A 24,284-nucleotide genomic window follows, 5' to 3' on the forward strand; every position below is an offset into this window, starting at 1 on the left:
GCCCGACCGAACCTCACAGGAAAGCAGAATCCCCGGAGCCTCGCATCCGGGAGCGCGGGACAGAACGGATAGTTGACCTCAGGGCTGGACGATGAGGTTGTTGAACAGCAGGTCGGTCACCAGCGGCTTGCCCTCTTCCTGCTCGAGGGTCTGCTGGACCTGCTTCAGCGCCTCCTGGCGCAGGCTTTCCTTGGCCTCGACCGTACCCAGGCTCTGGTCGGTCTGCTGGGCGAACAGCATGATCAACTGGTTGCGGATCAAGGGCTCGTGATGCTCGACCTTGGTCGCCGCGTCCTTGTCGGCCACCTGCAGAGCGATGTCGGCCTTGTAGTACTGCAGGCGCGGCCCGCTGCCGTAGTTGCCGACCAGCGCCGGGGTCAGGTCGACGTAGACCGGCTTGTTCGCGCCCTCGCCTTCCGGCGCGGCCTCCTCGGCCGAGGCGAACGACGGGAACAGACTCAGGCACAGGGCCAGCGACAGGGCAATGGGGGTTCTCACGGGCGCATCTCCTCGACGAATGCCGGCAAGCATAGCCAGACTCTCGGCCGGGCCCAAGCCCGGGGTTTATGGACAACCATCAGTTGCGGCGATGCTGATTGACCCCCGGCGTCTCCCTCCTACACTGGCCGGACCGCAAACTGGAGCGTCCCCGATGAAAGCCGTCCTCTGCAAAGCCTTCGGCCCGGCCAGCAGCCTGGTGCTGGAAGAAATCGCCAGCCCGAGCCCGGCGAAGAACGAAATCCTCCTCGATGTGCACGCCGCCGGGGTCAACTTCCCAGACACCCTGATCATCGAGGGCAAGTACCAGTTCAAACCGCCCTTCCCCTTCTCCCCGGGCGGCGAGGCGGCCGGAGTGGTCGCCGCGGTCGGCGAAAAGGTCGCCCACGTCAGGCCCGGCGACCGGGTCATGGCCCTGACCGGCTGGGGCAGCTTCGCCGAGCAGGTCAAGGTGCCCGGCTATAACGTGATGCCGATACCCGAAGGCATGGACTTCGCCAGCGCCGCCGCCTTCGGCATGACCTACGGCACCTCGATGCACGCCCTGAAACAGCGCGCCAACCTGCAACCCGGCGAGACCCTGCTGGTGCTCGGCGCTTCCGGCGGGGTCGGGCTGGCTGCCGTGGAGATCGGCAAGGCCATGGGCGCCCGGGTGATCGCTGCCGCCAGTACCCCCGACAAGCTCGCCGTGGCCAAGGCCGCCGGCGCCGACGAACTGATCAACTACAGCGAAGGTAGCCTGCGCGAGCAGCTCAAGGCCTTGACCGGCGGCCAGGGCGTCGATGTGATCTACGATCCGGTGGGCGGCGAACTGTTCGAGGAGGCCTTCCGCAGCATCGCCTGGAACGGACGGATGCTGGTGGTCGGCTTCGCCAGCGGCAGCATCCCTTCGCTGCCGGCCAACCTGACCCTGCTCAAGGGCGCCTCGCTGGTCGGCGTGTTCTGGGGATCGTTCGCCCAACGCCAGCCGCAGGACAACGCTGACAACTTCCGCCAGCTGTTCGCCTGGCACGCCGAAGGCAAGCTGAAACCGCTGGTGTCGCAGCGCTTCCCGCTGGAACGGGCCGGTGACGCCATCGACGCCCTCGGCCAGCGCAAGGCTGTCGGCAAGGTGGTGGTGGAGGTTCGCTGAGCCACGAAGGCGGCGAGTATTGCCTCCCGCCCCTGCGGAGAAAGGCATGGCGGGCCGGAGCGATACACCGGCCGAGGCCCACGCTGTCAGATGTTTTTCCCCTATGAAGGCCCCGGTTTCCGACCGGGGCTTTCTTATTTCCGACCAATGCACTCAACCTGTAACATTTCCGCTATTTTTTCATTTACGAAAAATGTAGTGTTCGCAACCGCGTAAAAAGGCGCGACACAACAACAAGCGGAGCTCGCGATGTTCGGAATCTTTCGTCCCGCGCCACACCAGGCGCCACTGCCCGATGCCGAGGTGGACAGCACCTACCGGCGCCTGCGCTGGCAGATCTTCGCCGGTATCTTCATCGGCTACGCGGGTTACTACCTGCTGCGCAAGAACTTCTCCCTGGCCATGCCCTACCTCATCGAGGACGGCTACAGTCGCGGCCAGCTGGGCGTCGCGATGTCGGCCATCGCCATCGCCTACGGCCTGTCGAAATTCATCATGGGCCTGGTCTCGGACCGTTCCAACCCACGGGTCTTCCTGCCGTTCGGCCTGTTGGTGTCGGCGGCGGTGATGTTCATTTTCGGATTCGCGCACTGGGCTACCTCCAGCGTCGCCATCATGTTCGTCCTGCTCTTCATTAACGGCTGGGCCCAGGGCATGGGCTGGCCGCCGAGCGGACGGACCATGGTCCACTGGTGGTCGCAGAAGGAGCGCGGCAGCGTGGTCTCGGTGTGGAACGTCGCCCACAATGTCGGCGGCGGCCTGATCGGCCCGCTGTTCCTGCTCGGCCTGGCGCTGTTCGGCGACTGGCGCTCGGCCTTCTACGTGCCGGCCATCGTCGCCGTGGGCGTAGCCGTGTTCGCCTATTTCGCCATGCGCGACACCCCGCAGTCCTGCGGCCTGCCGCCGATCGAGAAGCATAAGGACGACTACCCCGAAGGCTACGACGAACACCACGAGCGCGAGCTGTCGACCAAGGAGATCTTCGTCACCTACGTGCTGCGCAACAAGCTGCTCTGGTACATCGCCCTGGCCAACGTGTTCGTCTACCTGCTGCGCTACGGTGTGCTCGACTGGGCGCCGACCTACCTCAAGGAGGCCAAGCACTTCAACGTCGACAAGTCGTCCTGGGCGTACTTCTTCTACGAATGGGCGGGGATTCCCGGCACCCTGCTCTGCGGCTGGCTGTCGGACAAGCTGTTCAAGGGCAATCGCGGCGCCACCGGCGTGGTGTTCATGATCCTGGTGACCGTCGGCACCCTGATCTACTGGCTGAACCCGGCCGGCAACCCGGCGATCGACATGGCCGCGCTGATCATGATCGGCTTCCTGATCTACGGCCCGGTGATGCTGATCGGCTTGCAGGCCCTGGAGCTGGCGCCGAAGAAAGCGGCCGGCACCGCCGCCGGCTTCACCGGTCTGTTCGGCTACCTCGGCGGCTCGGTGGCAGCCAACGCCCTGGTCGGCTACACGGTGGACCACTTCGGCTGGGACGGTGGCTTCAAGCTGCTGATCGGCGCCTGCCTGCTGGCCATCCTGTTCCTCTGCCTGACCCTGCGCAAACCCGCGGTCCAGGCCGCGCCGCAGCAAGCCGGCTGATGACGCGGCGGCTCCGGCGCCAGGCCGGAGCCGCGTTCAGTCCCGCGGCGCGTAGGCGAACACGTCGGCGCGCATCTGGTGCGCGTCCATCCCTGCTTCGACCAGGGCATCCAGGGTCGCGTAGACCATCGCCGGCGAGCCGCTGGCATACACATGCAGGCTCGACAGGTCGGCGAAATCCTCGCGCACCGCCTCGTGCAGCAAGCCGCAACGCCCCTCCCAGCCACAGAGGTCGCTGACCACCCGGTGCAGGAACAGGTTCGGCAGGCCTTCCCACTCCGTCCAGTGCGGCAGTCGGTAGAAATCCTCCGGACGCCGAACGCCCCAGTAGAGATGTACAGGATGGGCGAAGCCGGCGGCGCGGCAGTGCTCGATCAGGCTGTGCATCTGAGACATGCCGGTTCCCGCAGCGATCAGCACCAGCGGACCGTCGGGCAGTTCCGCCAGGTGCGCGTCGCCGAACGGCAGCTGGATCCGTGCCAGGCGCTCGCGCTGCAACTGTGCGATCAGCGCGACGGCACTGTCTTCCTTGGCCAGGATGTGCAACTCAAGGTCGCGTCCCGCATGCGGCGCGGAGGCCAGGGAAAACGCCGCGCTGTCGCCGCCGTCACGCTCCAGCAACAGGTACTGCCCGGCGTGATAGCGTGGCGGCTTGCCGGCCGGCGCGCGCAGGCCGACCCGGTAGACGTCGCCGCCGACCTCTTCGCAGAAGCTCAACTGGCAGGTCAGCTTGCGCAGAGGCAGTTCACCCGGCGCCAGCACCCCGTCCCAATGCAGCACGCAGTCTTCCAGCGGCTCGGCGAGGCAGGTGAAGAGTTCGCCATGATCGCGTACCTCGCCGTTTTGGCGTACCCGCCCCTCCACCAGCAGCGCCGCGCAGATATGGCAGTTGCCGTTGCGGCAGCTCTGCGGACAGTCGTAGCCAAGCCGCCGGGCGCCATCGAGGATGCGTTCCCCCGGCAGCAGCTCGAGGCAGGCGCCGGACGGTTGCAGGACGATACGCATCAGTCGATCCCGAGGCTCGACCAGAGCGCGTCGATGCGCCGTGTCACCGCTTCGTCCTTGACGATGGCGCGCCCCCATTCGCGGCTGGTCTCGCCCGGCCACTTGTGGGTGGCATCAAGCCCCATCTTCGAGCCGAGGCCGGAGACCGGCGAGGCGAAGTCGAGGTAGTCGATGGGCGTGTTGTCGATCATCACCGTGTCGCGCTTGGGGTCCATCCGCGTGGTGATGGCCCAGATCACATCGTTCCAGTCGCGCGCATCGATGTCATCGTCGGTGACGATGACGAACTTGGTGTACATGAACTGCCGCAGGAACGACCAGACCCCGAGCATCACGCGCTTGGCGTGCCCTGGGTACTGCTTCTTCATGGTCACCACCGCCATCCGGTAGGAACAACCTTCCGGCGGCAGGTAGAAATCGACGATTTCCGGGAACTGCTTCTGCAGGATCGGCACGAACACTTCGTTCAGTGCCACCCCGAGGATCGCCGGCTCGTCCGGCGGACGCCCGGTGTAGGTGCTGTGGTAGATCGGTTTCTGCCGGCGGGTGACGCGCTCGACGGTGAACACCGGGAAGCGATCGACCTCGTTGTAGTAGCCGGTGTGATCGCCATAGGGACCTTCGTCGGCCATCTCGCCGGGGTGGATCACCCCTTCGAGGACGATCTCGGCGCTGGCCGGCACCTGCAAGTCGCTGCCGCGACACTTGACCAGCTCGGTACGATGCCCGCGCAACAGGCCGGCGAAAGCGTATTCGGAAAGGGTGTCCGGCACCGGCGTCACCGCACCGAGGATGGTCGCCGGATCGGCGCCCAGCGCCACGGCTACCGGATAGGGCTGGCCCGGATGCTTCTGGCACCACTCGCGGTAGTCCAGTGCGCCGCCGCGATGGCTGAGCCAGCGCATGATCACCTTGTTGCGGCCGATCACCTGCTGGCGGTAGATGCCCAGGTTCTGCCGTTCCTTGTTCGGCCCGCGGGTAACGGTCAGGCCCCAGGTGATCAGCGGCCCGACATCGCCCGGCCAGCAGGTCTGGACCGGCAGCCGGCCGAGGTCGACATCCTCGCCCTCCTCGACCACTTCCTGGCAGGGGGCGTCCTTGAGCACCTTCGGCGCCATGGACAGGACCTTCCTGTACATCGGCAGCTTGGCCCAGGCGTCCTTGAGACCCTTCGGCGGCTCGGGCTCCTTGAGTTGCGCCAGCAGCTTGCCGATCTCGCGCAGCGCGCCGACGTCCTCGGCGCCCATGCCCAGCGCCACGCGCTCCGGCGTACCGAACAGGTTGCCGAGTACCGGCATGTCGAAGCCGGTCGGCTTTTCGAACAGCAATGCCGGGCCCTTGGCGCGCAACGTGCGGTCGCACACCTCGGTCATCTCGAGCACGGGGGAAATCGGCACCTGGATGCGCTTCAACGCACCGCGCTGCTCCAGCTGGGCGATGAAATCGCGGAGATCCTTGAACGTCATTGGCCTAACCATTCACTGCAAGACCCCACATCCTACCTGCTCCCGGCCCATCCGGCAGCAGGCAAACGCGGCATTCGGTCACTGCTGGCTGGCGATCCGCGAGTCGTCGAGGCTCTGTAGCATCGGCTCGAACAAAGGCCCGAGTTCATGGGCCCCCTGGGTCGAAAGGTGGTTGTTATCCATGTACAGCGACCAGCCATCACGTTCGGCGAAACAATCCAGGCCATCGCAGAGCACGCTGGAGGGGTCGATCACGCTCACCCGCGGGTTGCCTTCGGCCAGCGCATCGAACAGCGCATTCACGTAGGCGACGCGCGCAGTGTGCTCAGCGAAGGGAAAACGTGCGCGCCCGACATCCTCCCCGCTCAGACTCAGCCGCACCAGCCGCGCCGGTGCCTTGAATGGCAGCAGCGGTACGTCCTTGACCAGCCAGACATGTACGTCGGCCGCGTTCAGCCTTTCGATCATCCCGCTCAGGCGTTGCCGCAGCAGCGCCTCGGCGATCGAGCTGTCCGGCGTGTCGTCCGGCTCGCGGAGAATGTTGCGGGTGCCGTCCTGCGAGTCGCCGTAGACATACATGTCCCAGCGCCCGGCGAGGATCACCCCGCCCGGCCGCTGCTGTTCGACGAACTCGAGCATCTGCTGATTGAAACGCAGGCAATTGTCCTTTTCCAACATCCCCAGCAACGGCGGACAGCCCGCCAGCGAAGCCTGCCAGATCGGCAGTCGGCGACTGGCAGCCAGTTCGCGCAGCAGCGGGCTCAACGCCGCGGAATGGCTGTCGCCCCAACTGACCAGCAGCGGTCGTTCGGCAGCCAGTTCCGCCGGGAAGCGGCAGATGCTTTCCTGACTGAGCGCCTTCTTGTCGAACATGCAGTCGGTCTGCCCATCGCGCCATTTGGACGCCTTGGCATAACGCAAGGCTTCCTCGGAAAGACGCGACGGCACGCCGTCGTAATGCCGCACCAACTGGCCGACGACTCCCAGCAGCAGCAAGCTGCACAGCGCCGCGCCAAGCATCTGCCGGCGCCCGGCGAACAGCTTGCGCTCGCGGAACGGTGCCTCGACGTAGTACAGCGACAGTGCCGCCAGGCCGATGCTCGCCGCCAGCAACCCCAGACGTGCCGGCAGGCCCAGGGTTTCCAGTGCGTGGTACTGGACGAAGACGTACAGTGGCCAGTGCCAGAGGTACAGCGAATAGGAGATCAGACCGAACCAGACCAGCGGTTGCCAGCCCAGCAGGCGGCGAACCCAGGTGTCGCCGGCGCCGTTGGCCCAGATCAGCAGGGCGGTGCCAAGCACCGCCGGCAGCGCCGCGAGGCCGGGGAAGGGAGTGTCGCTGTCGTAGAAGAACACCGGCAGGAGAATCGCCGCTATCCCGAGGGTGGCCGCCAGTTGCAGGGACCACTGCGAATGACCGCGGCTACCGCCCGGCAGCAATGCCAGCGCGGCACCCGCCAGGAGTTCCCAGGCGCGCATCGGCAGGAGGAAGAATGCACTGCCAGGTCGCTGGTTCACCGCCCAGACGCTGGCCGCCAGCGATAGCGCCAGGACCGCGAGGAGGATGGCGAGCCGCCAGCGCAGCAGACGCCCGGAGATCGCGGCCAGCAGTAGAGGGAAGAGAATGTAGAACTGCTCTTCCACCGACAACGACCAGGTATGCAATAGCGGCTTGAATTCGGACGCGGCGTCGAAATAGCCATCCTGCTTCCAGAACAGGATGTTCGAGGCGAACATCGTCTGGTAACGCACCGCACGACCCAGTTGCTCGTAGTCCCGCGGCTCCATCAGGAACCAGCCGGCCGCCAGGCTGACGGCCATCATAACGAACAAAGCGGGGAGGATGCGTCGCGCCCGGCGAGCCCAGAAATCGACGAAGCTGAAACGCCCGGCCTGCCGATCGCGCCGGATGATCGAAGTGATCAGGTAGCCGGAAATCACCAGAAAGACATCGACGCCGACATAGCCGCCGGTGAAACCGCCCAAGCCCAAGTGATAGAACACCACCGACAAGATGGCCAGTGCGCGCAATCCATCGATATCTCTTCGATAAGGCAGGCTCGACATCTATTTTTCTCCAGGCATGAAAAAAGGCGCTCCGGTCAAACCGGAGCGCCTTCTTCAATTCCCTGGAAGACTACTTCCGTTTCATCGAATCGAAGAACTCATCGTTGGTCTTGGTCTGCTTGAGCTTGTCGATGAGGAATTCGATCGCGGAGATCTCGTCCATCGGGTGCAGGATCTTGCGCAGGATCCACATGCGCTGGAGCTCGTCCTCGCTGGTCAGCAGCTCTTCGCGGCGGGTACCCGAACGGTTGATGTTGATGGCCGGGAACACGCGCTTCTCGGCGATCTTGCGATCCAATGGGAGTTCCATGTTGCCGGTACCCTTGAATTCCTCGTAGATCACCTCGTCCATCTTCGAGCCGGTTTCCACCAACGCCGTGGCGAGAATCGTAAGAGAACCGCCCTCTTCGATGTTCCGCGCGGCGCCGAAGAAGCGCTTCGGCTTCTCCAGGGCATGGGCGTCGACACCGCCGGTGAGCACCTTGCCGGAGCTGGGGATCACGGTGTTGTAGGCCCGCGCCAGACGGGTGATGGAGTCGAGCAGGATGACCACGTCCTTCTTGTGCTCGACCAGGCGCTTGGCCTTCTCGATCACCATCTCGGCGACCTGTACGTGACGGGTCGGCGGTTCGTCAAAGGTCGAGGCGACCACTTCGCCGCGCACGGTGCGCTGCATTTCGGTCACTTCCTCAGGGCGCTCGTCGATCAGCAGGACGATCAGGTGGCATTCGGGGTTGTTGCGGGTGATGTTGCTGGCGATGTTCTGCAGCATGATGGTCTTGCCCGCCTTCGGCGGCGCCACGATCAGGCCGCGCTGGCCCTTGCCGATCGGCGCGCAGAGGTCGATGACGCGGCCGGTCAGGTCTTCGGTGGAGCCGTTGCCGGCTTCCATCTTCATCCGCTCGTTGGGGAACAGCGGCGTCAGGTTCTCGAAGAGAATCTTGTTCTTCGCATTCTCCGGACGATCGAAGTTGATCGAGTCGACCTTGAGCAGGGCGAAGTAGCGTTCGCCCTCTTTCGGCGGCCGGATCTTGCCGATGATGGTGTCGCCCGTGCGCAGGTTGAAGCGCCGGATCTGGCTCGGCGAGACATAGATGTCGTCGGGGCCGGCCAGGTAGGAAGAGTCGGCGGAGCGCAGGAAGCCGAAGCCGTCCTGAAGAATCTCCAGCACGCCATCGCCGGAGATCTCTTCACCACTTTTCGCGTGCTTCTTCAGCAGGGCGAAGATGATGTCCTGCTTGCGCGAACGGGCCATGTTTTCCAGGCCCATGGCATCGGACATTTCCAGCAGTTCGGCAATCGGCTTTTGCTTGAGTTCGGTCAGATTCATAGGAAAGAGATAGGTACGCAGAAAGAGGAATTGGAGAAAGCGTCGAGCTTGGGAAAGCCGTGTCGCAAGGGGGCGACAGGAGCGCTAGAAAGTTCGAGTAGGAAGTGCGTCCGGGACGGCATGCAGAAGGCGACGGAAAAAACGTCGCGAACCCGAATTTAACACCGTGGCCGCGTGGCGTCTATAGAAACGCAAAAAAAAGCCCCGCGAATCGCGGGGCTTTCCAGCGAGGCCTGGGCCCGGCTCAGATATTGGCGTCGAGGAAGGCCGCCAGCTGCGACTTGGACAGTGCGCCGACCTTGGTCGCCTCGACATTGCCGTCCTTGAACAGCATCAGGGTAGGGATGCCACGCACGCCGTACTTCGGCGGAGTGTCCTGGTTCTCGTCGATGTTCAGCTTGCAGACCTTCAGCTTGCCCTGATAGTCCCTGGCGACTTCGTCCAGCACCGGCGCGATCATCTTGCACGGACCGCACCACTCGGCCCAGTAGTCCACCAGCACAGGGCCGTCGGCCTTCAGCACGTCCTGCTCGAAGCTGGCATCAGTAACGTTGACGATATGTTCGCTCATGAAATCTCTCCGTAGTCGGACGCGAATTGAAACGCGAAAGTGCCGACCATCATATCCCGCCTTGACCCTCGCCGGAAGGCGCAGCCGATTGAGAGTCTCTATCGTTGGTCGGCTGATTCCCGATTGATCGGCTGCCGCATTGGCGACCCTCGCCCTATCGTGGCAGGATGGCGCAGTTTTCCAATGGACTTGCAAAGCATGCCGCAAAAACCTGCCGAGGCATTCCCGCTGATTGCCGCCCTGGACCTGGGTTCCAACAGTTTCCACCTCTGTCTGGCCAAGGCCAATATCCACGGCGAAGTCCGCATCCTCGAACGGCTGGGCGAGAAGGTTCAACTGGCCGCCGGCCTCGACGAGGAGCGCAATCTCAGCGAGGAGGCCACCCAGCGTGGCCTCGACTGCCTACGCCGCTTCGCCCAGTTCATCAGCGGCATGCCCCAGGGTTCCGTACGCGTGGTCGCGACCAACGCCTTGCGCGAGGCGCGCAACCGCAGCGATTTCATCCGTCGTGCGGAAGAGGTTCTCGGCCATCCCGTGGAAGTCATCTCCGGCCGCGAGGAAGCCCGCCTGATCTACCTCGGCGTCGCCAACAGCATGCCCGACAGCGGCGGTCGCCGGCTGGTCAGCGACATCGGCGGCGGCAGCACCGAGTTCATCATCGGCCAGGGTTTCGAGTCCGAGCTGCGGGAAAGCCTGCAGATGGGTTGCGTCAGCTACACCCAACGCTACTTCCGCGACGGCAAGATCACCCCGGCCCGCTACGCCCAGGCGTACACCGCCGCACGCCTGGAACTGATGGGCATCGAGAACAGCCTGCGGCGCCTCGGCTGGCAACAGGCGGTCGGCGCCTCCGGCACCATCCGCGCAGTGGCGCTGGCGATCAAGGCCGGCGGCCACGGCAACGGCGAGATAAGCCCGGACGGACTGGCCTGGCTGAAGCGCAAGGTGCTCAAGCTCGGCGACGTGGAGAAGCTCGATCTGGAAGGGATCAAGCCGGACCGCCGGACCATCTTCCCGGCCGGACTGGCCATTCTCGAAGCGATCTTCGACGCGCTGGAACTGGAACAGATGGTTCACTCCGAGGGCGCCCTGCGCGAAGGCGTTCTCTACGACCTGGTCGGCCGTCACCAGCACGAGGACGTGCGCGAACGCACCATCAGTTCGCTGATGCAGCGCTACCACGTCGATCCGGAGCAGGCTTCGCGGGTGGAGGCCAAGGCCCTCAAGGTGCTTGCCGAAGTCGGCGACGCCTGGGAGCTGAACGACGAACTGCACCGCGACCTGCTGAGCTGGGGCGCACGGGTCCACGAGATCGGCCTGGACATTGCCCATTACCACTACCACAAGCACGGCGCCTACCTGATCGAGCACTCCGACCTGGCTGGCTTCTCGCGCCAGGACCAGCAGATGCTGTCGCTACTGGTACGCGGCCACCGCCGCAACATTCCGGCGGACAAGCTGGCGGAGTTCGCCGCGGAAGGCGACAAGCTGGTGCGCCTGTGCATCGTGCTGCGCTTCGCGATCCTCTTCCACCACATTCGCGGCACCCAGGAAATGCCCTCGGTGCGCCTGAAGGCAGAGCCCAAGAGCCTTTCGGTGACCTTCCCCGAGGGCTGGCTGGAAGCCAACCCGCTGACCCAGGCCGACTTCGCCCAGGAAGCCGAATGGCTCAAGCGGGTCGGCTACAGCCTCAACGTGCGGTAAGCACCGGCGCGGCCAGCTTCTCCAGCAGGGTCGCCTGGGTATTGCGGGGGTTCTGGTTACCGGTGGGACTGAGCCGCTGGTAGCTACCGTCGGCCTGCAACACCCAGGCCTGGGTGTTGTCGGTCAGATACGTTTCCAGTTCCTTCTTGACCCGCTGCACCAGCTTCTTGCCTTCCACCGGGAAGCAGGTCTCGACGCGCATGTCGAGGTTGCGCTCCATCCAGTCGGCGCTGGAGAGATAGAGCTTCTCGTCGCCGCCGTTGAGGAAGTAGTAGATGCGGCTGTGCTCGAGGAAGCGTCCGATGATCGAGCGCACGTGGATATTGTGCGAGACCCCCGGGATGCCTGGCCGCAGGCAGCACATGCCACGCACCACCAGGTCGATCCTGACCCCGGCCTGGCTGGCCTTGTACAGGGCGCGGATGACCTTCGGATCGGTCAGCGAGTTGACCTTGGCCATGATGTGCGCCGGCTGGCCGAGCGCCGCCTGGGCCGCCTCGCGGTTGATCATTTCCAGCAGGTTCTTCTTCAGGGTGAACGGCGCATGCAACAGCTTCTTCATGCGCAGCGTCTTGCCCATCCCGATCAGCTGGTTGAACAGCTTGTGCAGGTCCTCGCAGAGCGCCACGTCGGCGGTCAGCAGGCTGTAGTCGGTGTACAGGCGAGCGTTGCCGGCATGGTAGTTGCCGGTGCCCAGGTGCGCGTAGCGGCGCAGTTCGCCGTCCTCGCGACGGAGGATCAGCATCATCTTGGCGTGGGTCTTGAAGCCGACCACGCCGTAGATCACTACCGCGCCGGCCTGTTGCAGGCGGCTGGCCAGTTGCAGGTTGGACTCTTCGTCGAAGCGGGCGCGCAGCTCGATCACCGCGGTGACCTCCTTGCCGTTGCGTGCCGCCTCGACCAGGGCGTCGACGATCTCAGAGTTGGCACCGCTGCGGTACAGGGTCTGCTTGATCGCCAGCACGTTCGGATCCTTGGCGGCCTGGCGCAGCAGGTCGATCACCGGGGTGAAGGATTCGAACGGGTGCATCAGCAACACATCGAGCTTGCTGAGGACGTTGAAGAGGTTTTCCTTCTTCTGCAAAAGACGCGGGATCGCCGGGGTGAAGGGCGGGTACTGCAGCTCCGGATGGCTTTCCAGGCCGGTGACGCTGAACAGGCGGGTCAGGTTGACCGGGCCGCTGACCTTGTACAACTCGCTTTCGGACAGGCCGAATTGCTTGAGCAGGTAGTTGGTCAGGTTCTGCGGGCAGGTATCCACCACCTCCAGGCGTACCGCGTCCCCGTAGCGACGCGAGAACAGCTCGCCGCGCAGCGCGCGGGCCAGGTCCTCGACATCCTCGGTGTCCACCGACAGGTCGGCGTTGCGGGTCAGGCGGAACTGGTAGCAGCCCTTCACCTTCATGCCGGGGAACAGGTCGTCGGCGTGGGCGTGGATCATCGACGACAGGAACACGTAGTTGTCGCCCTCGCCGCCAACGTCTTCCGGCAGCTTGATGATCCGTGGCAGCAGGCGCGGCGCCGGGATGATCGCCAGGCCGGAGTCGCGGCCGAAGGCATCCATCCCCTCCAGCTCGACGATGAAGTTGAGGCTCTTGTTCACCAGCAGCGGGAACGGGTGGGTCGGGTCGAGGCCGATCGGGGTGATGATCGGCGCGATCTCGTCGCGGAAGAAGCGCCGCACCCAGGTCTTGATCTTCAGCGTCCAGTGACGCCGGCGGATGAAGCGGATCTGGTGCTTGGCCAGCTCCGGCAACAGGGTCTCGTTGAGGATCCGGTACTGCCGCGATACCTGCTCGTGGACCAGCTCGCTGATCCGCGCCAGGGCCTGGTGCGGCAGCAGGCCGTCGGCGCCGGCCTGCTCGCGGGCGAAGGTGATCTGCTTCTTCAGGCCGGCGATGCGGATCTCGAAGAATTCGTCGAGGTTGCTCGAGAAGATGAGGAGGAACTTCAGCCGCTCCAGGAGCGGGTAGGACTCGTCCAGCGCCTGTTCCAGCACGCGGATGTTGAACTGCAACTGGGAGAGCTCGCGATGAATGTACAGGCTGCTGTCATCCACACTGGGAACCACCGCAGGTGGCGTTTCCATCGGGATCGTTTCGGCCATCTTCACTTCTGCTTCGCTTTCCACGTTCGCCACTACGGTTTCGTCGGCGGCGATACGTTCGATCTCATCAAGTCCTTGCTGCGTATTCATTCATCTTCCCGAGGGGGTCAACGCCCCCGTCTTAATTGTTCTGCGGCCTGCTTGGCGAAGTAGGTCAGAATGCCATCGGCGCCGGCACGTTTGAAGGCGGTAAGGGATTCGAGGATCACCGATTCGGCCAGCCAGCCGTTCTGGATGGCGCCCATGTGCATCGCATACTCGCCGCTGACCTGGTAGACAAAGGTCGGGGCGCGGAATTCATCCTTCACCCGACGCACGATGTCGAGGTAGGGCATGCCCGGCTTGACCATCACCATGTCGGCGCCTTCGGCCAGGTCGGCGGCCACTTCGTGAAGTGCCTCGTCGCTGTTCGCCGGATCCATCTGGTAGGTGGCCTTGTTGCCCTTGCCGAGGTTCGAAGCCGAGCCGACCGCATCGCGGAACGGACCGTAGTAGGCGCTGGCGTACTTGGCCGAGTAGGCCATGATCCGCACATTGGTGTGACCGGCAGACTCCAGGGCCTCGCGGATCGCACCGATGCGACCGTCCATCATGTCCGAGGGCGCTACCACCTGGGCGCCGGCCTCGGCGTGGGACAGCGCCTGCCGTACCAGCACGTCGATGCTGACGTCGTTGAGGACGTAACCATCGTCATCCAGGATGCCGTCCTGGCCATGGGTGGTGAACGGGTCGAGCGCCACGTCGGTGATGATGCCCAGCTCCGGAAAGCGCTCGCGCAGGGCGCGGGTGGCGCGCTGGGCGATGCCTTCCGGGTTGTATGCCTCGGCGGCGTCCAGGGACTTCTTCTCCACCGGGGTCACCGGGAACAGCGCCAGCGCCGGAATGCCCAGGGCCACCCACTCTTCCGCCTCGATCAGCAACTGGTCGATGGACAGGCGCTCGACGCCGGGCATCGACGGAATGCTTTCACGCTGGTTGACCCCATCGAGGACGAACACCGGCAGGATCAGGTCGTCGACGGTGAGGACATTCTCGCGGACCAGGCGGCGGGAGAAGTCATCGCGGCGATTGCGCCGCAGGCGGGTGTAGGGATAGGCGCGGTTGGCGGGAGTGAAGCTCACGGTTTACTCCAGGGCCCAGATAACGGGCACAGTGTGACAGTTATAGTCCCTGATTATGACGGATTGGCAACAAGCGACGACAGTGACTCAAGGTCGCGGCATCCTGCCGCACCGCCAATCATCGCAAAAAGCCAGCGGCAAAGGCCATTCATTGCACAATCAATGACCTGGGCCGTGACGATCGCGCTTTCCCCACGCCCTCAACCGAGTTAGGCTGCGCGTTCATTTCGCTTCGCTGCCCCGATGATGCTCCAACAATTCCTGCAGGACTTCGGCTATTTCGCCCTTTTTCTCGGTACTTTCTTCGAGGGCGAAACCATTCTCGTGCTGGCCGGGTTCCTTGCCTTCCGCGGCTACATGCAGCTGGATACCGTGATTCTCACCGCCTTCCTCGGCAGCTACGCCGGTGACCAACTCTGGTACTTCCTCGGACGCCGCCACGGCCGCCGGTTGCTGGCGCGCAAGCCGCGCTGGCAGAAGCTCGGCGACAAGGCGCTGGACCATGTGCGCCGCCATCCTGACCTGTGGGTGCTGAGTTTCCGCTTCGTCTACGGCCTGCGTACGGTGATGCCGGTGGCCATCGGCCTGTCCGGCTATCCACCGGCCCGCTATCTTCTTCTCAACGGCATCGGCGCCATCGTCTGGGCCGCCGCGCTGGGCTCCGCCGCCTACTATTTCGGCAGCGTACTGGAAGGCATGCTCGGCAACATCAAGAAATACGAACTCATGGTCCTCGGCGGCCTGATCGTGCTGGGCCTGCTGCTCTGGCTATGGCGGCGTTTCAAGACACCGCGCGGCAACGGCGCGGGCGGCAACGCCGACAAATCCGAGTGAACCCGCGCCGGCGCGACTGAACAGCCGGCCCCTTCGCACACTCCAACTCCTTGTACCCTCCGCTCCGGCTGGCCGCCGGGGCCGGCGGCTCGCTATGCTTGCGCGATACCGACCCCGGCCAGGCCCGTCCGGTCCGGATCCTGCGTTCCCAAGGAGTAAGCCTCATGCACAAGAAAGTTGCCGTCATCCTCTCCGGTTGTGGCGTCTACGATGGCGCGGAAATCCACGAAAGCGTGATCACCCTGCTCCGCCTCAGCCAGCGCGGCGCCGAGGCACAATGCTTCGCGCCGAACATCGCCCAGCACCATGTGGTCAACCACCTGACCGGCGAGGAAATGCCGGAAAGCCGCAATGTCCTGGTCGAGTCCGCGCGTATCGCCCGCGGCGAAGTCAAGGACCTGCGCGAAGCCCGCGCCGAGGACTACGACGCGCTGATCGTGCCCGGTGGCTTCGGCGCTGCGAAGAACCTCAGCGACTTTGCCATCAACGGCGCGCAATGCCAGGTGCAGCCGGACGTGCTGGCGCTGGCCAAGGCTTTCGCCGAAGCCGGCAAGCCAGTCGGGCTGATCTGCATCGCTCCGGCGATGGCGGCGAAGATCTACGGCGCCGGCGTCCAATGCACCATCGGCAACGACGCCGACACCGCCGACGCGCTGAAGCAGATGGGTGCCGAGCACATCGACGCGCCGGTGGACGAGATCGTCGAAGACAGCGCGCGCAAGCTGGTGACCACCCCGGCCTACATGCTCGCCCAGTCGATCGCCGAAGCCGCTTCCGGGATCAACAAGCTGGTCGACCGGGTGCTCGAACTGGTGGACCAGGACAAGGCCTGATCGGCCAAGCACGAGGGCGGTCGCGCCGCCGCCCTTTTCAAATCCGTGCCGCTACGCCAGCGTGCGTCTCGAAACCATCGAATCGAGACGCCGCGATGAGCGAAACGCCCTCCCCCGCCCTGCCTGACGACGTCCACCAACTGGTGGCGGATTTCTTCCAGCGCATCCCCTTCAACCGCATGCTCGGGATCCGCGTGGCGAGCCTGGGCCGCGAGCGGGTAGTCCTCGACCTGCCGATGAAGGACGAACTGATCGGCAACTTCGTCCAGGGCATTCTCCACGGCGGGGTGATCTCCAGCCTGCTCGACGTCACCGGCGGTGCGATGGCGCTGATCGGCGCCCTCGAACGGCATCGCGAACTGCCAGGCCACGAGCGCATGGCGCGGCTGTCGAAGCTCGGCACCATCGACTTGCGCGTCGACTACCTGCGCCCGGGACGCGGCCGGACGTTCACCGCCCATGCGGTGCCGCTTCGCTCGGGCAACAAGGTCGCAGTGGTGCGCTCGGAACTGCATAGCGACGACGGCACGCTGGTCGCCGTCGGTACCGGTACCTATCTGTGCGGCTGACTCGCGCGTAGATCGGCTTCCCGCTGCAGGCGGGTGAGCAGGCGGTCCAGAGCGTTGGCGAACGCCTGGCGGTCACGCTCAGCGTAGGGCGCCTGGCCGCCGCCCATCTGCCCCTGGTCACGCAGGTCGGCCATCAGGTTGCGCATGGCCAGCTTATCGCCCATGTTCCGCGCGTCGAACTCGCGGCCGCGAGGATCGAGGGCGGCAACCTGTTTCTTGATCAGCCGATCGGCCAGCGGTACGTCGCTGCAGATCGCCAGGTCGCCCGGCTCGGCCTGCTCCACCAGGTAATCGTCAGCCGCATCCATCCCGCTTTCCACCACCACCAGACGCACGCAGGCGAACGGCGGCTTGACCTGCGGCTGGCCGGCGACCATCCAGACTTCCAGCTTGCGCTTGAGGGCGAACTTGCAGACCAGTTCCTTGGCCGCCTTGGGGCAGGCGTCGGCATCGATCCAGATACGCATGAACGGACTTCCGTAGAAATGACGACGGCCAGTATCGCACTGGCCGTCGTGGTTGCGCGATCCCGCTCAGTCGGCGGCGTTGGCCGCCGCACGCTGGCGCTCGACGATCCGGCTACGCCCGTAGAGCAGCGCGATGGCCACCAGCGCCATGGCCTGGGCCGACAGCGAATAGGCGTCGGCCTTGATCCCCAGCCAGTCGAAGTCGAAGAACGGCACCGGACGGGTGCCGATCACCCCGGCTTCCTGCAAGGCGATGACGCCATGTCCGGCGAACACCACCGAGAGCGCACAGAGCAACGCCGCGTTGATGCTGAAGAACAACCCCAGCGGCAGTTTCGCCGAGCCACGCAGGATCACCCAGGCCAGGCCGATCAGCAGGACCACGGCGGTCGCCGCGCCGCCGATCACGGCATTGTGCCCGGCCGGTCCGGCCTGCAACCAGAGGGTTTCGTAGAACAGGATGACCTCGAACAACTCGCGGTAGACCGAGAAGAACGCCAGCACTGCGAAGCCGAAGCGTCCACCACCGCCCACCAGGCTGCTGCGGATGTAGTCCTGCCAGGCTGCCGCGTGGCGGCGGTCGTGCATCCAGACGCCGAGCCAGAGCACCATCACGCAGGCGAACAGCGAGGTGAAGCCCTCCATCAGCTCGCGCTGGGCACCGCCGATATCGATCACATAGGCGGCCAACGCCCAGGTGGCGAAGCCGGCGACGAAGGCCAGCCCCCAGCCGACGTGCACGCCACGCACGGCACTTTCCTGCCCGGTATTGCGCAAGAAGCCGAGGATGGCGGCAAGCACCAGGATTGCCTCTACCCCTTCGCGCAACAGGATCAACAGGGCGGAAACGAAACTGATGGAGAAACTCAGCGAGTCGCCGCCAAGCTGCTTGGCGGCCTCCGCCAGCTTGCCCTTGGCCAGCTCCAGCTGTTGCGCCACCTGGGTTTCCGGGAGGCCATCGCGCAACGCCTGGCGGTAGGCCATCAGTTGCTTCTCGGTGGAGCGGCGCAAATTGGCGTCGACGTTGTCCAGCGAGCTTTCCACCAGCTCGAAGCCTTCCAGGTAGGCCGCCACCGACAGGTCGTAGGCCTGGTCGCGGTCACCTTCGCGATAGACCGCGAAACTCTTGTCCAGGGTGGCGGCGGTATAGTCGATCAACTGCCCAGGACCGCGCTGCTCCAGCGGCGGATGCGCACGCAGGGCGCGGAAGCTCTCCGCAGCGGCCTCGCCGTCGTGCTCGGCGACTTCGGCCGGAGTCTGCGTGGCCAGGGTCGCCAGCGGGTAGGCATGGGCCTTGTCCGGCTGCGCACTGCCGGCGCTCAGGCCGGCCACATAGCTGGCCAGGTCCCAGCGCTGGCGTTCGTCGAGCTGGTCGGCGAACGCCGGCATGTCGGTGCCGGCCACGCCCAGGCCAATGACGTTACGCAGGTCGTAGAGGCTCAGGTGGTCGAGGCGCTGGCGATCGGTGAGGTTCGCCGGCGGCGGTTCCAGGCCGATGCCGGCGGGGCCGTCGCCCTTGCCCGCATCGCCATGGCAGATCGCGCACTGCTGGGCATAGATCGGCGCTGCGCGGCTCGGGTCGGGGGTGATCGCGGGGGTCTGCACCACCTGGTAGATATCCGCCACCCGTGCCTCGAGGTTGCGCGCCTGGAGGGCCACGTCCCTTCCCGGCAAGCGCTGCTCGATGGCCTGGCGCAGGCTGGCGACCCCCCTCTCCAGCTCGGCGCGCTCGGGGCGCATCGGCAGGGTCAGGACCAATGCCTGCAGGTTGCCAACGAACTCCACCTGTTCCTGGTATTCGCTGGGGTCGACGATCTTGCCGTCAGCCACGGTCGGCGGATAGTCGGCCGCCAGGTAACTCAACAGATGCAAGGCTTGGGAGGGGTCGACGGCCGTGTCGGCAATAGCTCCAAGGCTGAACGCGCAGACCAGCGGCAGCAGCCACAGCAGGATTTTCGGAGGGTGCATGGCGAAGACGAAGTGAGAATGGAAGAGATTAAATTGTCCCTTCGCCTTCCCGCCCATGCAAGAAATACTCTGTAACAATCACGCCCGTCGGCGTGTCGGTCGGCTCAGAGCGGCGCTCGGCGTACCGTCGCCAGCAGCCCCGCGGCGCCGACGAACAGGCTGGCGAAGGTACGGTTCACCAGCTTCTGCTGGCGCGGCGAACGCAGTACCCGTAGCACGCGCGCAGCCAGTCCGGTGTAGCCGGCCATGACGATCAGGTCGACGACGATCATGGTGCCGCCCATGATCAGGTACTGCGCCAGCAGCGGCTGGTGCGGGTCGATGAACTGCGGCAGCACCGCGAGCATGAAGATCACCGCCTTGGGATTGCTGGCGTTGACCAGGAAACCACGCAGCACCAGGGTCAACGGTCGCCCCAGAGGCCGTTCGCCATCGGTGCTCAAGGCCTGTGGCGGCGCCTGCCACTGGCGCACCGCCAGGTACACCAGGTAGGCCACGCCGAACCACTTGATCAGGCTGAAAGCCAGTGCCGAGGTCGCCAGCAACGCACCGACGCCGGCGGCGACGATGGCGATCTGCAGGGCCAGGCCGATCTGCAGGCCCAGCGCGTTCCAGTAGCCTCGCGCAAAGCCGTACTGCAACCCGCAGGACATCGAGGCGATGGCTCCGGCGCCCGGCGACAGGCTGATGGCCCAGCAGGCGAGAAAGAAGGCGAACCAGGTACTGACGAGCATTGCACACCTCGGAAAGCGAACGCGGCTGGCGGCGGGAACGAAAAAGCCAGTGTGCACCAAGGCGGAGCAGCCGCACAGGTTTTCCGACCACGCGCCTCGCCCAACCTTTGCGGGCGCAACCTGGCGGACAGAAAAAACCCGGCAGATGCCGGGCTTTCCCGAGGATACGCGCTCAGCCATGTTGGGCGGACCACCGCGATGCGGCTATTCGCCCTGGCCCCGAACGCTCTCAGTCCGGCGAACCCTTGCGCAGCTTCACCGGCTCTTCGCCGCGCTTGCGCGCCATGGCCCCGCGCAAGCGGATGTTCAGCGCCTCCACCGCCAGGGAGAAGGCCATGGCGAAGTAGACGTAGCCTTTCGGCACGTGCACTTCGAAGGACTCGGCCACCAGCACGGTTCCGACCACGATGAGGAACGACAGGGCGAGCATCTTCAGCGATGGGTGTTTCTCGATGAAGTCGCTGATGGTGCCTGCCGCCAGCATCATCACGCCGACCGAGATGACGATCGCCGCGACCATCACCGGCACGTTCTGCACCAGACCGACGGCGGTGATCACCGAGTCCAGGGAGAAGATGATGTCGATGATCGCGATCTGGACGATGATGCCCATGAAGCCGTGGGCCTTGCCGCCGCTCTTCTGCTCTTCTTCCGCGCCTTCCAGGCTGTGGTAGATCTCCATGGTGCTCTTGAACAGCAGGAACAGGCCGCCGAAGAAGAGGATCAGGTCACGCCCGGAGATGCCCTGGCCGAACAGGTGGAACAGGTCGGTGGTCAGGCGCATGACCCAGGTGATCGAGAGCAACAGCAGGATCCGCGTGCCCATGGCCAGGGCCAGGCCGAAGAAGCGCGCCTTCGGTTGCTGGGCCGGCGGCAGGCGTCCGACCAGGATCGAGATGAAGATGATGTTGTCGATGCCGAGGACGATTTCCAGGGCGGTCAGGGTCAGGAACGCGACCCAGATTTCAGGACTGGCGAGCCATTCCATAGATGGTTATTTCCCGTTTTTTGTTGGAGTTGAAAAACCTGGCCCACGCCAGCGACGCACGGCTTTCTGGAAGAACAGGCTGTTGGGAACCTGCAGCAGCGGGCCCGGCGAGCCATCCTCGAGGGTTTCTTCCAGTGTCGTATACAAGAGATTGATGGCAACCACGCGTCCGGTGACGCCCGGTTTGTCGGCGCTATCGATCAGCTCCACGCGGTCGCCGATGCGGAACGGTCCGACGGTGAAGATCAGCAACGCACAGAACAGGTTGGAGAGCACGCTCCAGATGGCGAAGAAGGCTACCGCCGCCACCGCGGCGAAACCGGTCAGCGCGGTCCACAGCACTTCGGCGGACACGCCCAGGCGCTCCAGCACCATGATCAGTGCGCTGACCATGATCAGCCAGCGCAGGCCGCCACGCAGCGGCAGGAGCAGCTCCGGCGGCACCGGATAACGCTCGCCGATACGGGTCACCGTGCGTCGGACCAGGCGCTGGAGCAGCCAGGCGACCAGCAGGATGAGCAGGATCTGCAGCGCCACCACCAGCGGCCCGCTCCAGGTCTGCGTCAACATCTGCAGGTTATCCATCACTCACTGGCCTCCAGTTCTTTCTGCAAGGCTTCGAGGGTTTCCAGGGCCTCCAGCCAACGTTCCTCCAGCTCGCCTTCGCGAACCTTCAGGCTCGATTGTTCGGACAGCAACTCGCGCAATTCGTCCTTTCGCGATACGTCGTACAGGGCGCTGTCGCCCAGCCGCGCCTCGATAGCGGCTAGCTTTTCGTGCAGGCCGCCGAGTTCGCGCTCCAGCTTGTCGGCCTCGCGCTTGTGCGGCGCCAGCTGCTGGCGCAGCGCGGCCGCTGCCTGGCGCTGGGCGCGCTTGTCGGTGCGTTCGGACGGCGCGCCCGGCGCAGTCTCGGCCTGCGGCGCCTTGCGCGCGCGATAGTCGACCAGCCAGCGGGCGTAATCGTCGAGATCGCCATCGAACGGCACCACGCGCCCATCGGCGACCAGGAGGAATTCGTCGGTGGTGCTTTTGAGCAGGTGCCGGTCGTGGGAAACCACCAGGACCGCCCCGGAAAACTCCTGTAGAGCCAAGGTCAGGGCCAGGCGCATTTCCAGGTCGAGGTGGTTGGTCGGCTCGTCGAGCAGCAGCAGGTTGGGCTTCTGCCAGGCGATCAGCGCCAGGGCCAGGCGCGCTTTCTCACCACCGGAGAAGTTCAATACCGGCTCGTCCACCCGAACGCCGCGGAAGTCGAAGCCGCCAAGGAAGTCCTTGAGGGTCTGTTCGCGCTCGCCGGGGGCGATACGCTGCAGATGCAGCAACGGGCTGGCCTGTGGGTCCAGCGAATCGAGCTGGTGCTGGGCGAAGTATCCGATGGCCAGGTTCTCGCCGCGCAGCAGGCGGCCGCCCAATTCGGGCAGGTCCCCGGCCAGGGTCTTGATCAGGGTCGACTTGCCGGCACCGTTGGGACCGAGCAGGCCGATCCGCGCACCGGGCACCAGTTGCAGCTTGACCTTCTCCAGCACCGCCTTGTCGCCATAGCCGAGACGGCCTTCGCCGAGATCCAGCAACGGCCGGGAGATCTTGTCCGACTCGCGGAAACTGAAATTGAACGGCGAATCGACATGTGCCGGCGCCAGTTCCTCGAGACGCTCCAGCGCCTTGATCCGGCTCTGCGCCTGGCGCGCCTTGGTGGCCTTGGCCTTGAAGCGGGCGATGAAGCTTTCCATGTGCGCACGCTGCGCCTGCTGTTTCTCGTAGGCCTGCTGTTGCTGAGCCAGCCGCTCGGCGCGGGTCCGCTCGAAAGCGGAATAGCCGCCGCGGTAGAGGGTCAGCTTGCGGTTTTCCAGATGCACCACGTGGTCCACCACCGCATCGAGGAAGTCGCGGTCGTGGGAGATCAGCACCAGAGTGCCGGGATAACCCTTGAGCCACTCTTCCAGCCAGAGGATGGCGTCCAGGTCGAGGTGGTTGGTCGGCTCGTCGAGCAACAGCAGGTCGGACGGGCACATCAGCGCCTGCGCCAGGTTCAGGCGCATCCTCCAACCGCCGGAGAAATCACCGACCCGGCGCTCCATCTGCTCGCTGCTGAAGCCGAGCCCGGCCAGCAGCTTGCGCGCCCGTGCATCGGCGGTGTAACCGTCGGCGTTGTCCAGTTCGGTATGCAGGCGCGCCAGGGCAGAACCGTCGTGCGCCGCTTCGGCGGCGGCCAGTGCCGCCTGGATCTCGCGCAGGCGACTGTCGCCGTCGAGCACGTAATCCACCGCCAGGCGATCCAGGGTATCGACCTCCTGGCGCATGTGCGCGATGCGCCAGTCGGCGGGCAACAGGCAGTCGCCGGCATCCTGGCCGAGCTGGCCGCGCAACAGCGCGAACAAGCTGGACTTGCCAGCGCCATTGGCCCCGATGAGACCGGCTTTCTGGCCGGCGTGCAGGGTCAGTTCAACAGCTTCCAGGAGGCGCTGCGGCCCGCGCTGTAGCGTAAGATTGAGGAGTCGGATCATGGCGGCGGAGTTTATCAGTTTCGCCCTTGCGGAGCGTGAGGCTGTATGACTGGAAATGTCTGGAAATTCGCGGTGGACGTCTATGCCCGGCCGGGCGTGGAAACGGCTTGCCTCGCGCTTCAGGAGCAAGGTGCGGACGTCTGCCTGTTGCTGGTCGCCGCCTGGCTTGGCAGGCGCGGTGTGAGCTGCTCGAAAGAACGCGCCCAGATCCTGGAGAACGCCGCGCGCCCCTGGCGCGAAACGGTCATCGAACCCCTGCGCAGATTGCGTTGCGCCTGGCGCGAAGCGGCAACCCACGACGCCTGCCTGGCCGAACTCCGCGAGGAAATGAAGGCCCAGGAACTACGAGCGGAACGGGAACACCTGCAACGCCTGGCCGACCTGGCCACAGCCTGGCTGGAGGGCCAGGAAGCGAATCGCAGTGCGGATGCCTGGCTGCAAGCCTGCAGCCGGGACATCTGCACGGAAGCAGAGCGCCGGGCTTTGCTGGTGCTTGGCTCGGCGGCTTTGCAGACAGCGCCTTAGGAGGCGCTGGTCGGGGCGGCGCCGTTGCTGCCCGCGGCAGGCGTTGCGGAAGCAGCGCTGGAGGCGGCTGCCGGGGCGCTGGGAGTCGCCGCAGGCTTCGCAGCAGGAGCGGTGGCGGGCTTGGCTGCGGCAGGTTTCGCGGCTACGGGTTTTGCCGCAGGCTTGGCCACCGGTTTCGCCGCAGGCTTCGCAGCCGGCTTGGCTGCAGGCTTCGCGGCCGCGGGTTTCGCCACAGGCTTGGCCGCCGGTTTCGCCACAGGCTTCGCCG

Annotated in this window: 22 protein-coding genes; 7 read left to right on the forward strand and 15 right to left on the reverse strand. The window is 65.1% G+C overall.

The genetic code is table 11. The features are described from left to right. Positions 1–78 precede the first annotated feature (78 nt). Positions 79–498, reverse strand: coding sequence for a flagellar basal body-associated protein FliL (locus HMPREF2581_RS22715; RefSeq protein ID WP_003096328.1), 420 nt, complete (start codon positions 496–498; stop codon positions 79–81). Between the two features lie 154 nt (positions 499–652). On the opposite strand from HMPREF2581_RS22715, the gene HMPREF2581_RS22720 reads away from it, so the two are divergent. Together HMPREF2581_RS22720 and glpT are read left to right on the forward strand one after the other, a co-directional pair. Beyond that, complete coding sequence (locus tag HMPREF2581_RS22720) at positions 653–1,630, forward strand: NADPH:quinone oxidoreductase family protein (RefSeq protein WP_003096329.1); 978 nt, start codon at positions 653–655, stop codon at positions 1,628–1,630. Positions 1,631–1,879: 249 nt separating this feature from the next. Then, entirely contained in the window at positions 1,880–3,226 is a 1,347-nt protein-coding gene (gene glpT / locus HMPREF2581_RS22725; RefSeq protein WP_003096330.1) for a glycerol-3-phosphate transporter, read from the forward strand. A 36-nt stretch (positions 3,227–3,262) separates the two neighbouring features. Here the strand turns inward: glpT and HMPREF2581_RS22730 are convergent, their stop codons facing one another. From HMPREF2581_RS22730 to trxA, 5 genes are all read right to left on the reverse strand, one after another. Continuing rightward, complete coding sequence (locus HMPREF2581_RS22730; RefSeq protein ID WP_003096331.1) at positions 3,263–4,231, reverse strand: CDP-6-deoxy-delta-3,4-glucoseen reductase; 969 nt, start codon at positions 4,229–4,231, stop codon at positions 3,263–3,265. Next, on the reverse strand, positions 4,231–5,697 hold the full coding sequence (gene ubiD, locus HMPREF2581_RS22735; protein WP_003096332.1) for a 4-hydroxy-3-polyprenylbenzoate decarboxylase: 1,467 nt from the start codon (positions 5,695–5,697) through the stop codon (positions 4,231–4,233). Before ubiD ends, HMPREF2581_RS22730 begins: the two co-directional genes overlap by 1 nt. Positions 5,698–5,775: 78 nt before the next feature. After that, a complete protein-coding gene (locus HMPREF2581_RS22740) occupies positions 5,776–7,764 on the reverse strand; it encodes an acyltransferase family protein (protein ID WP_003141952.1) in 1,989 nt (662 codons plus the stop codon). Between the two features lie 70 nt (positions 7,765–7,834). Continuing rightward, positions 7,835–9,094, reverse strand: a complete 1,260-nt coding sequence (gene rho / locus HMPREF2581_RS22745) for a transcription termination factor Rho (RefSeq protein WP_003096334.1) — start codon at positions 9,092–9,094, stop codon at positions 7,835–7,837. A gap of 244 nt (positions 9,095–9,338) precedes the next feature. Further along, positions 9,339–9,665: a thioredoxin TrxA gene (gene trxA, locus HMPREF2581_RS22750; protein WP_003096336.1), complete on the reverse strand. Its 327-nt coding sequence runs from the start codon at positions 9,663–9,665 to the stop codon at positions 9,339–9,341. 198 nt (positions 9,666–9,863) lie between these two features. On the opposite strand from trxA, the gene ppx reads away from it, so the two are divergent. Next, positions 9,864–11,369, forward strand: coding sequence for an exopolyphosphatase (gene ppx, locus HMPREF2581_RS22755; RefSeq protein WP_003099207.1), 1,506 nt, complete (start codon positions 9,864–9,866; stop codon positions 11,367–11,369). Here the strand turns inward: ppx and ppk1 are convergent. After that, on the reverse strand, positions 11,356–13,566 hold the full coding sequence (gene ppk1 / locus HMPREF2581_RS22760) for a polyphosphate kinase 1 (RefSeq protein WP_003141953.1): 2,211 nt from the start codon (positions 13,564–13,566) through the stop codon (positions 11,356–11,358). The genes ppx and ppk1 overlap by 14 nt on opposite strands. A gap of 17 nt (positions 13,567–13,583) precedes the next feature. Then, a complete protein-coding gene (gene hemB, locus HMPREF2581_RS22765) occupies positions 13,584–14,597 on the reverse strand; it encodes a porphobilinogen synthase (protein ID WP_003096352.1) in 1,014 nt (337 codons plus the stop codon). A gap of 243 nt (positions 14,598–14,840) precedes the next feature. Here hemB and HMPREF2581_RS22770 point away from each other — a divergent pair, with 243 nt between their 5' ends. The 3 genes from HMPREF2581_RS22770 (at position 14,841) to HMPREF2581_RS22780 (ending at position 16,833) form a co-directional block, all read left to right on the forward strand. Then, on the forward strand, positions 14,841–15,431 hold the full coding sequence (locus tag HMPREF2581_RS22770) for a DedA family protein (RefSeq protein WP_003096354.1): 591 nt from the start codon (positions 14,841–14,843) through the stop codon (positions 15,429–15,431). 164 nt (positions 15,432–15,595) lie between these two features. Continuing rightward, positions 15,596–16,264, forward strand: coding sequence for an isoprenoid biosynthesis glyoxalase ElbB (gene elbB / locus HMPREF2581_RS22775; protein WP_003099212.1), 669 nt, complete (start codon positions 15,596–15,598; stop codon positions 16,262–16,264). A 95-nt stretch (positions 16,265–16,359) separates the two neighbouring features. After that, a complete protein-coding gene (locus HMPREF2581_RS22780) occupies positions 16,360–16,833 on the forward strand; it encodes a thioesterase family protein (RefSeq protein ID WP_003096359.1) in 474 nt (157 codons plus the stop codon). Here HMPREF2581_RS22780 and HMPREF2581_RS22785 read toward each other — a convergent pair. The 6 genes from HMPREF2581_RS22785 to HMPREF2581_RS22810 form a co-directional block, all read right to left on the reverse strand. Next, positions 16,818–17,300: a YaiI/YqxD family protein gene (locus tag HMPREF2581_RS22785; RefSeq protein WP_003136094.1), complete on the reverse strand. Its 483-nt coding sequence runs from the start codon at positions 17,298–17,300 to the stop codon at positions 16,818–16,820. The genes HMPREF2581_RS22780 and HMPREF2581_RS22785 overlap by 16 nt on opposite strands. Before the next feature lie 66 nt (positions 17,301–17,366). Continuing rightward, complete coding sequence (locus tag HMPREF2581_RS22790) at positions 17,367–19,268, reverse strand: cytochrome c/FTR1 family iron permease (RefSeq protein WP_003141955.1); 1,902 nt, start codon at positions 19,266–19,268, stop codon at positions 17,367–17,369. Positions 19,269–19,372: 104 nt separating this feature from the next. Next, positions 19,373–20,002, reverse strand: coding sequence for a LysE family transporter (locus tag HMPREF2581_RS22795; protein ID WP_003096365.1), 630 nt, complete (start codon positions 20,000–20,002; stop codon positions 19,373–19,375). Positions 20,003–20,231: 229 nt separating this feature from the next. After that, a complete protein-coding gene (locus HMPREF2581_RS22800; RefSeq protein ID WP_003096367.1) occupies positions 20,232–20,990 on the reverse strand; it encodes a TerC family protein in 759 nt (252 codons plus the stop codon). Between the two features lie 6 nt (positions 20,991–20,996). Beyond that, entirely contained in the window at positions 20,997–21,575 is a 579-nt protein-coding gene (locus tag HMPREF2581_RS22805; protein WP_003123700.1) for a mechanosensitive ion channel family protein, read from the reverse strand. Then, positions 21,575–23,491, reverse strand: a complete 1,917-nt coding sequence (locus tag HMPREF2581_RS22810; protein WP_003141958.1) for an ATP-binding cassette domain-containing protein — start codon at positions 23,489–23,491, stop codon at positions 21,575–21,577. Before HMPREF2581_RS22810 ends, HMPREF2581_RS22805 begins: the two co-directional genes overlap by 1 nt. 45 nt (positions 23,492–23,536) lie before the next feature. Here HMPREF2581_RS22810 and HMPREF2581_RS22815 point away from each other — a divergent pair, with 45 nt between their 5' ends. After that, a complete protein-coding gene (locus HMPREF2581_RS22815) occupies positions 23,537–24,016 on the forward strand; it encodes a TIGR02444 family protein (RefSeq protein ID WP_003099227.1) in 480 nt (159 codons plus the stop codon). Here the strand turns inward: HMPREF2581_RS22815 and HMPREF2581_RS32450 are convergent. Beyond that, the coding region (locus HMPREF2581_RS32450; protein WP_177344105.1) for a hypothetical protein at positions 24,013–24,284 on the reverse strand (272 nt) is incomplete at its 5' end. The two genes, HMPREF2581_RS22815 and HMPREF2581_RS32450, sit on opposite strands and share 4 nt — an antisense overlap.

It is taken from the genome of Pseudomonas sp. HMSC057H01, from assembly GCF_001836405.1.
Lineage (GTDB): Bacteria > Pseudomonadota > Gammaproteobacteria > Pseudomonadales > Pseudomonadaceae > Pseudomonas > Pseudomonas aeruginosa.

Bases quoted from the DNA above. Each gene is read 5' to 3' on its own strand.
- elbB (WP_003099212.1), top strand. From the start codon at position 15,596: ATGCACAAGAAAGTTGCCGTCATCCTCTCCGGTTGTGGCGTCTACGAT.
- HMPREF2581_RS22815 (WP_003099227.1), top strand. From the start codon at position 23,537: ATGACTGGAAATGTCTGGAAATTCGCGGTGGACGTCTATGCCCGGCCG.
- trxA (WP_003096336.1), bottom strand. From the start codon at position 9,665: ATGAGCGAACATATCGTCAACGTTACTGATGCCAGCTTCGAGCAGGAC.
- ppk1 (WP_003141953.1), bottom strand. From the start codon at position 13,566: ATGAATACGCAGCAAGGACTTGATGAGATCGAACGTATCGCCGCCGAC.
- glpT (WP_003096330.1), top strand. From the start codon at position 1,880: ATGTTCGGAATCTTTCGTCCCGCGCCACACCAGGCGCCACTGCCCGAT.
- HMPREF2581_RS22800 (WP_003096367.1), bottom strand. From the start codon at position 20,990: ATGGAATGGCTCGCCAGTCCTGAAATCTGGGTCGCGTTCCTGACCCTG.
- HMPREF2581_RS22780 (WP_003096359.1), top strand. From the start codon at position 16,360: ATGAGCGAAACGCCCTCCCCCGCCCTGCCTGACGACGTCCACCAACTG.
- ppx (WP_003099207.1), top strand. From the start codon at position 9,864: ATGCCGCAAAAACCTGCCGAGGCATTCCCGCTGATTGCCGCCCTGGAC.
- HMPREF2581_RS22795 (WP_003096365.1), bottom strand. From the start codon at position 20,002: ATGCTCGTCAGTACCTGGTTCGCCTTCTTTCTCGCCTGCTGGGCCATC.
- rho (WP_003096334.1), bottom strand. From the start codon at position 9,094: ATGAATCTGACCGAACTCAAGCAAAAGCCGATTGCCGAACTGCTGGAA.
- HMPREF2581_RS22805 (WP_003123700.1), bottom strand. From the start codon at position 21,575: ATGGATAACCTGCAGATGTTGACGCAGACCTGGAGCGGGCCGCTGGTG.
- HMPREF2581_RS22790 (WP_003141955.1), bottom strand. From the start codon at position 19,268: ATGCACCCTCCGAAAATCCTGCTGTGGCTGCTGCCGCTGGTCTGCGCG.
- HMPREF2581_RS22770 (WP_003096354.1), top strand. From the start codon at position 14,841: ATGATGCTCCAACAATTCCTGCAGGACTTCGGCTATTTCGCCCTTTTT.
- HMPREF2581_RS22730 (WP_003096331.1), bottom strand. From the start codon at position 4,231: ATGCGTATCGTCCTGCAACCGTCCGGCGCCTGCCTCGAGCTGCTGCCG.
- HMPREF2581_RS22720 (WP_003096329.1), top strand. From the start codon at position 653: ATGAAAGCCGTCCTCTGCAAAGCCTTCGGCCCGGCCAGCAGCCTGGTG.
- ubiD (WP_003096332.1), bottom strand. From the start codon at position 5,697: ATGACGTTCAAGGATCTCCGCGATTTCATCGCCCAGCTGGAGCAGCGC.
- HMPREF2581_RS22810 (WP_003141958.1), bottom strand. From the start codon at position 23,491: ATGATCCGACTCCTCAATCTTACGCTACAGCGCGGGCCGCAGCGCCTC.
- HMPREF2581_RS22740 (WP_003141952.1), bottom strand. From the start codon at position 7,764: ATGTCGAGCCTGCCTTATCGAAGAGATATCGATGGATTGCGCGCACTG.
- HMPREF2581_RS22785 (WP_003136094.1), bottom strand. From the start codon at position 17,300: ATGCGTATCTGGATCGATGCCGACGCCTGCCCCAAGGCGGCCAAGGAA.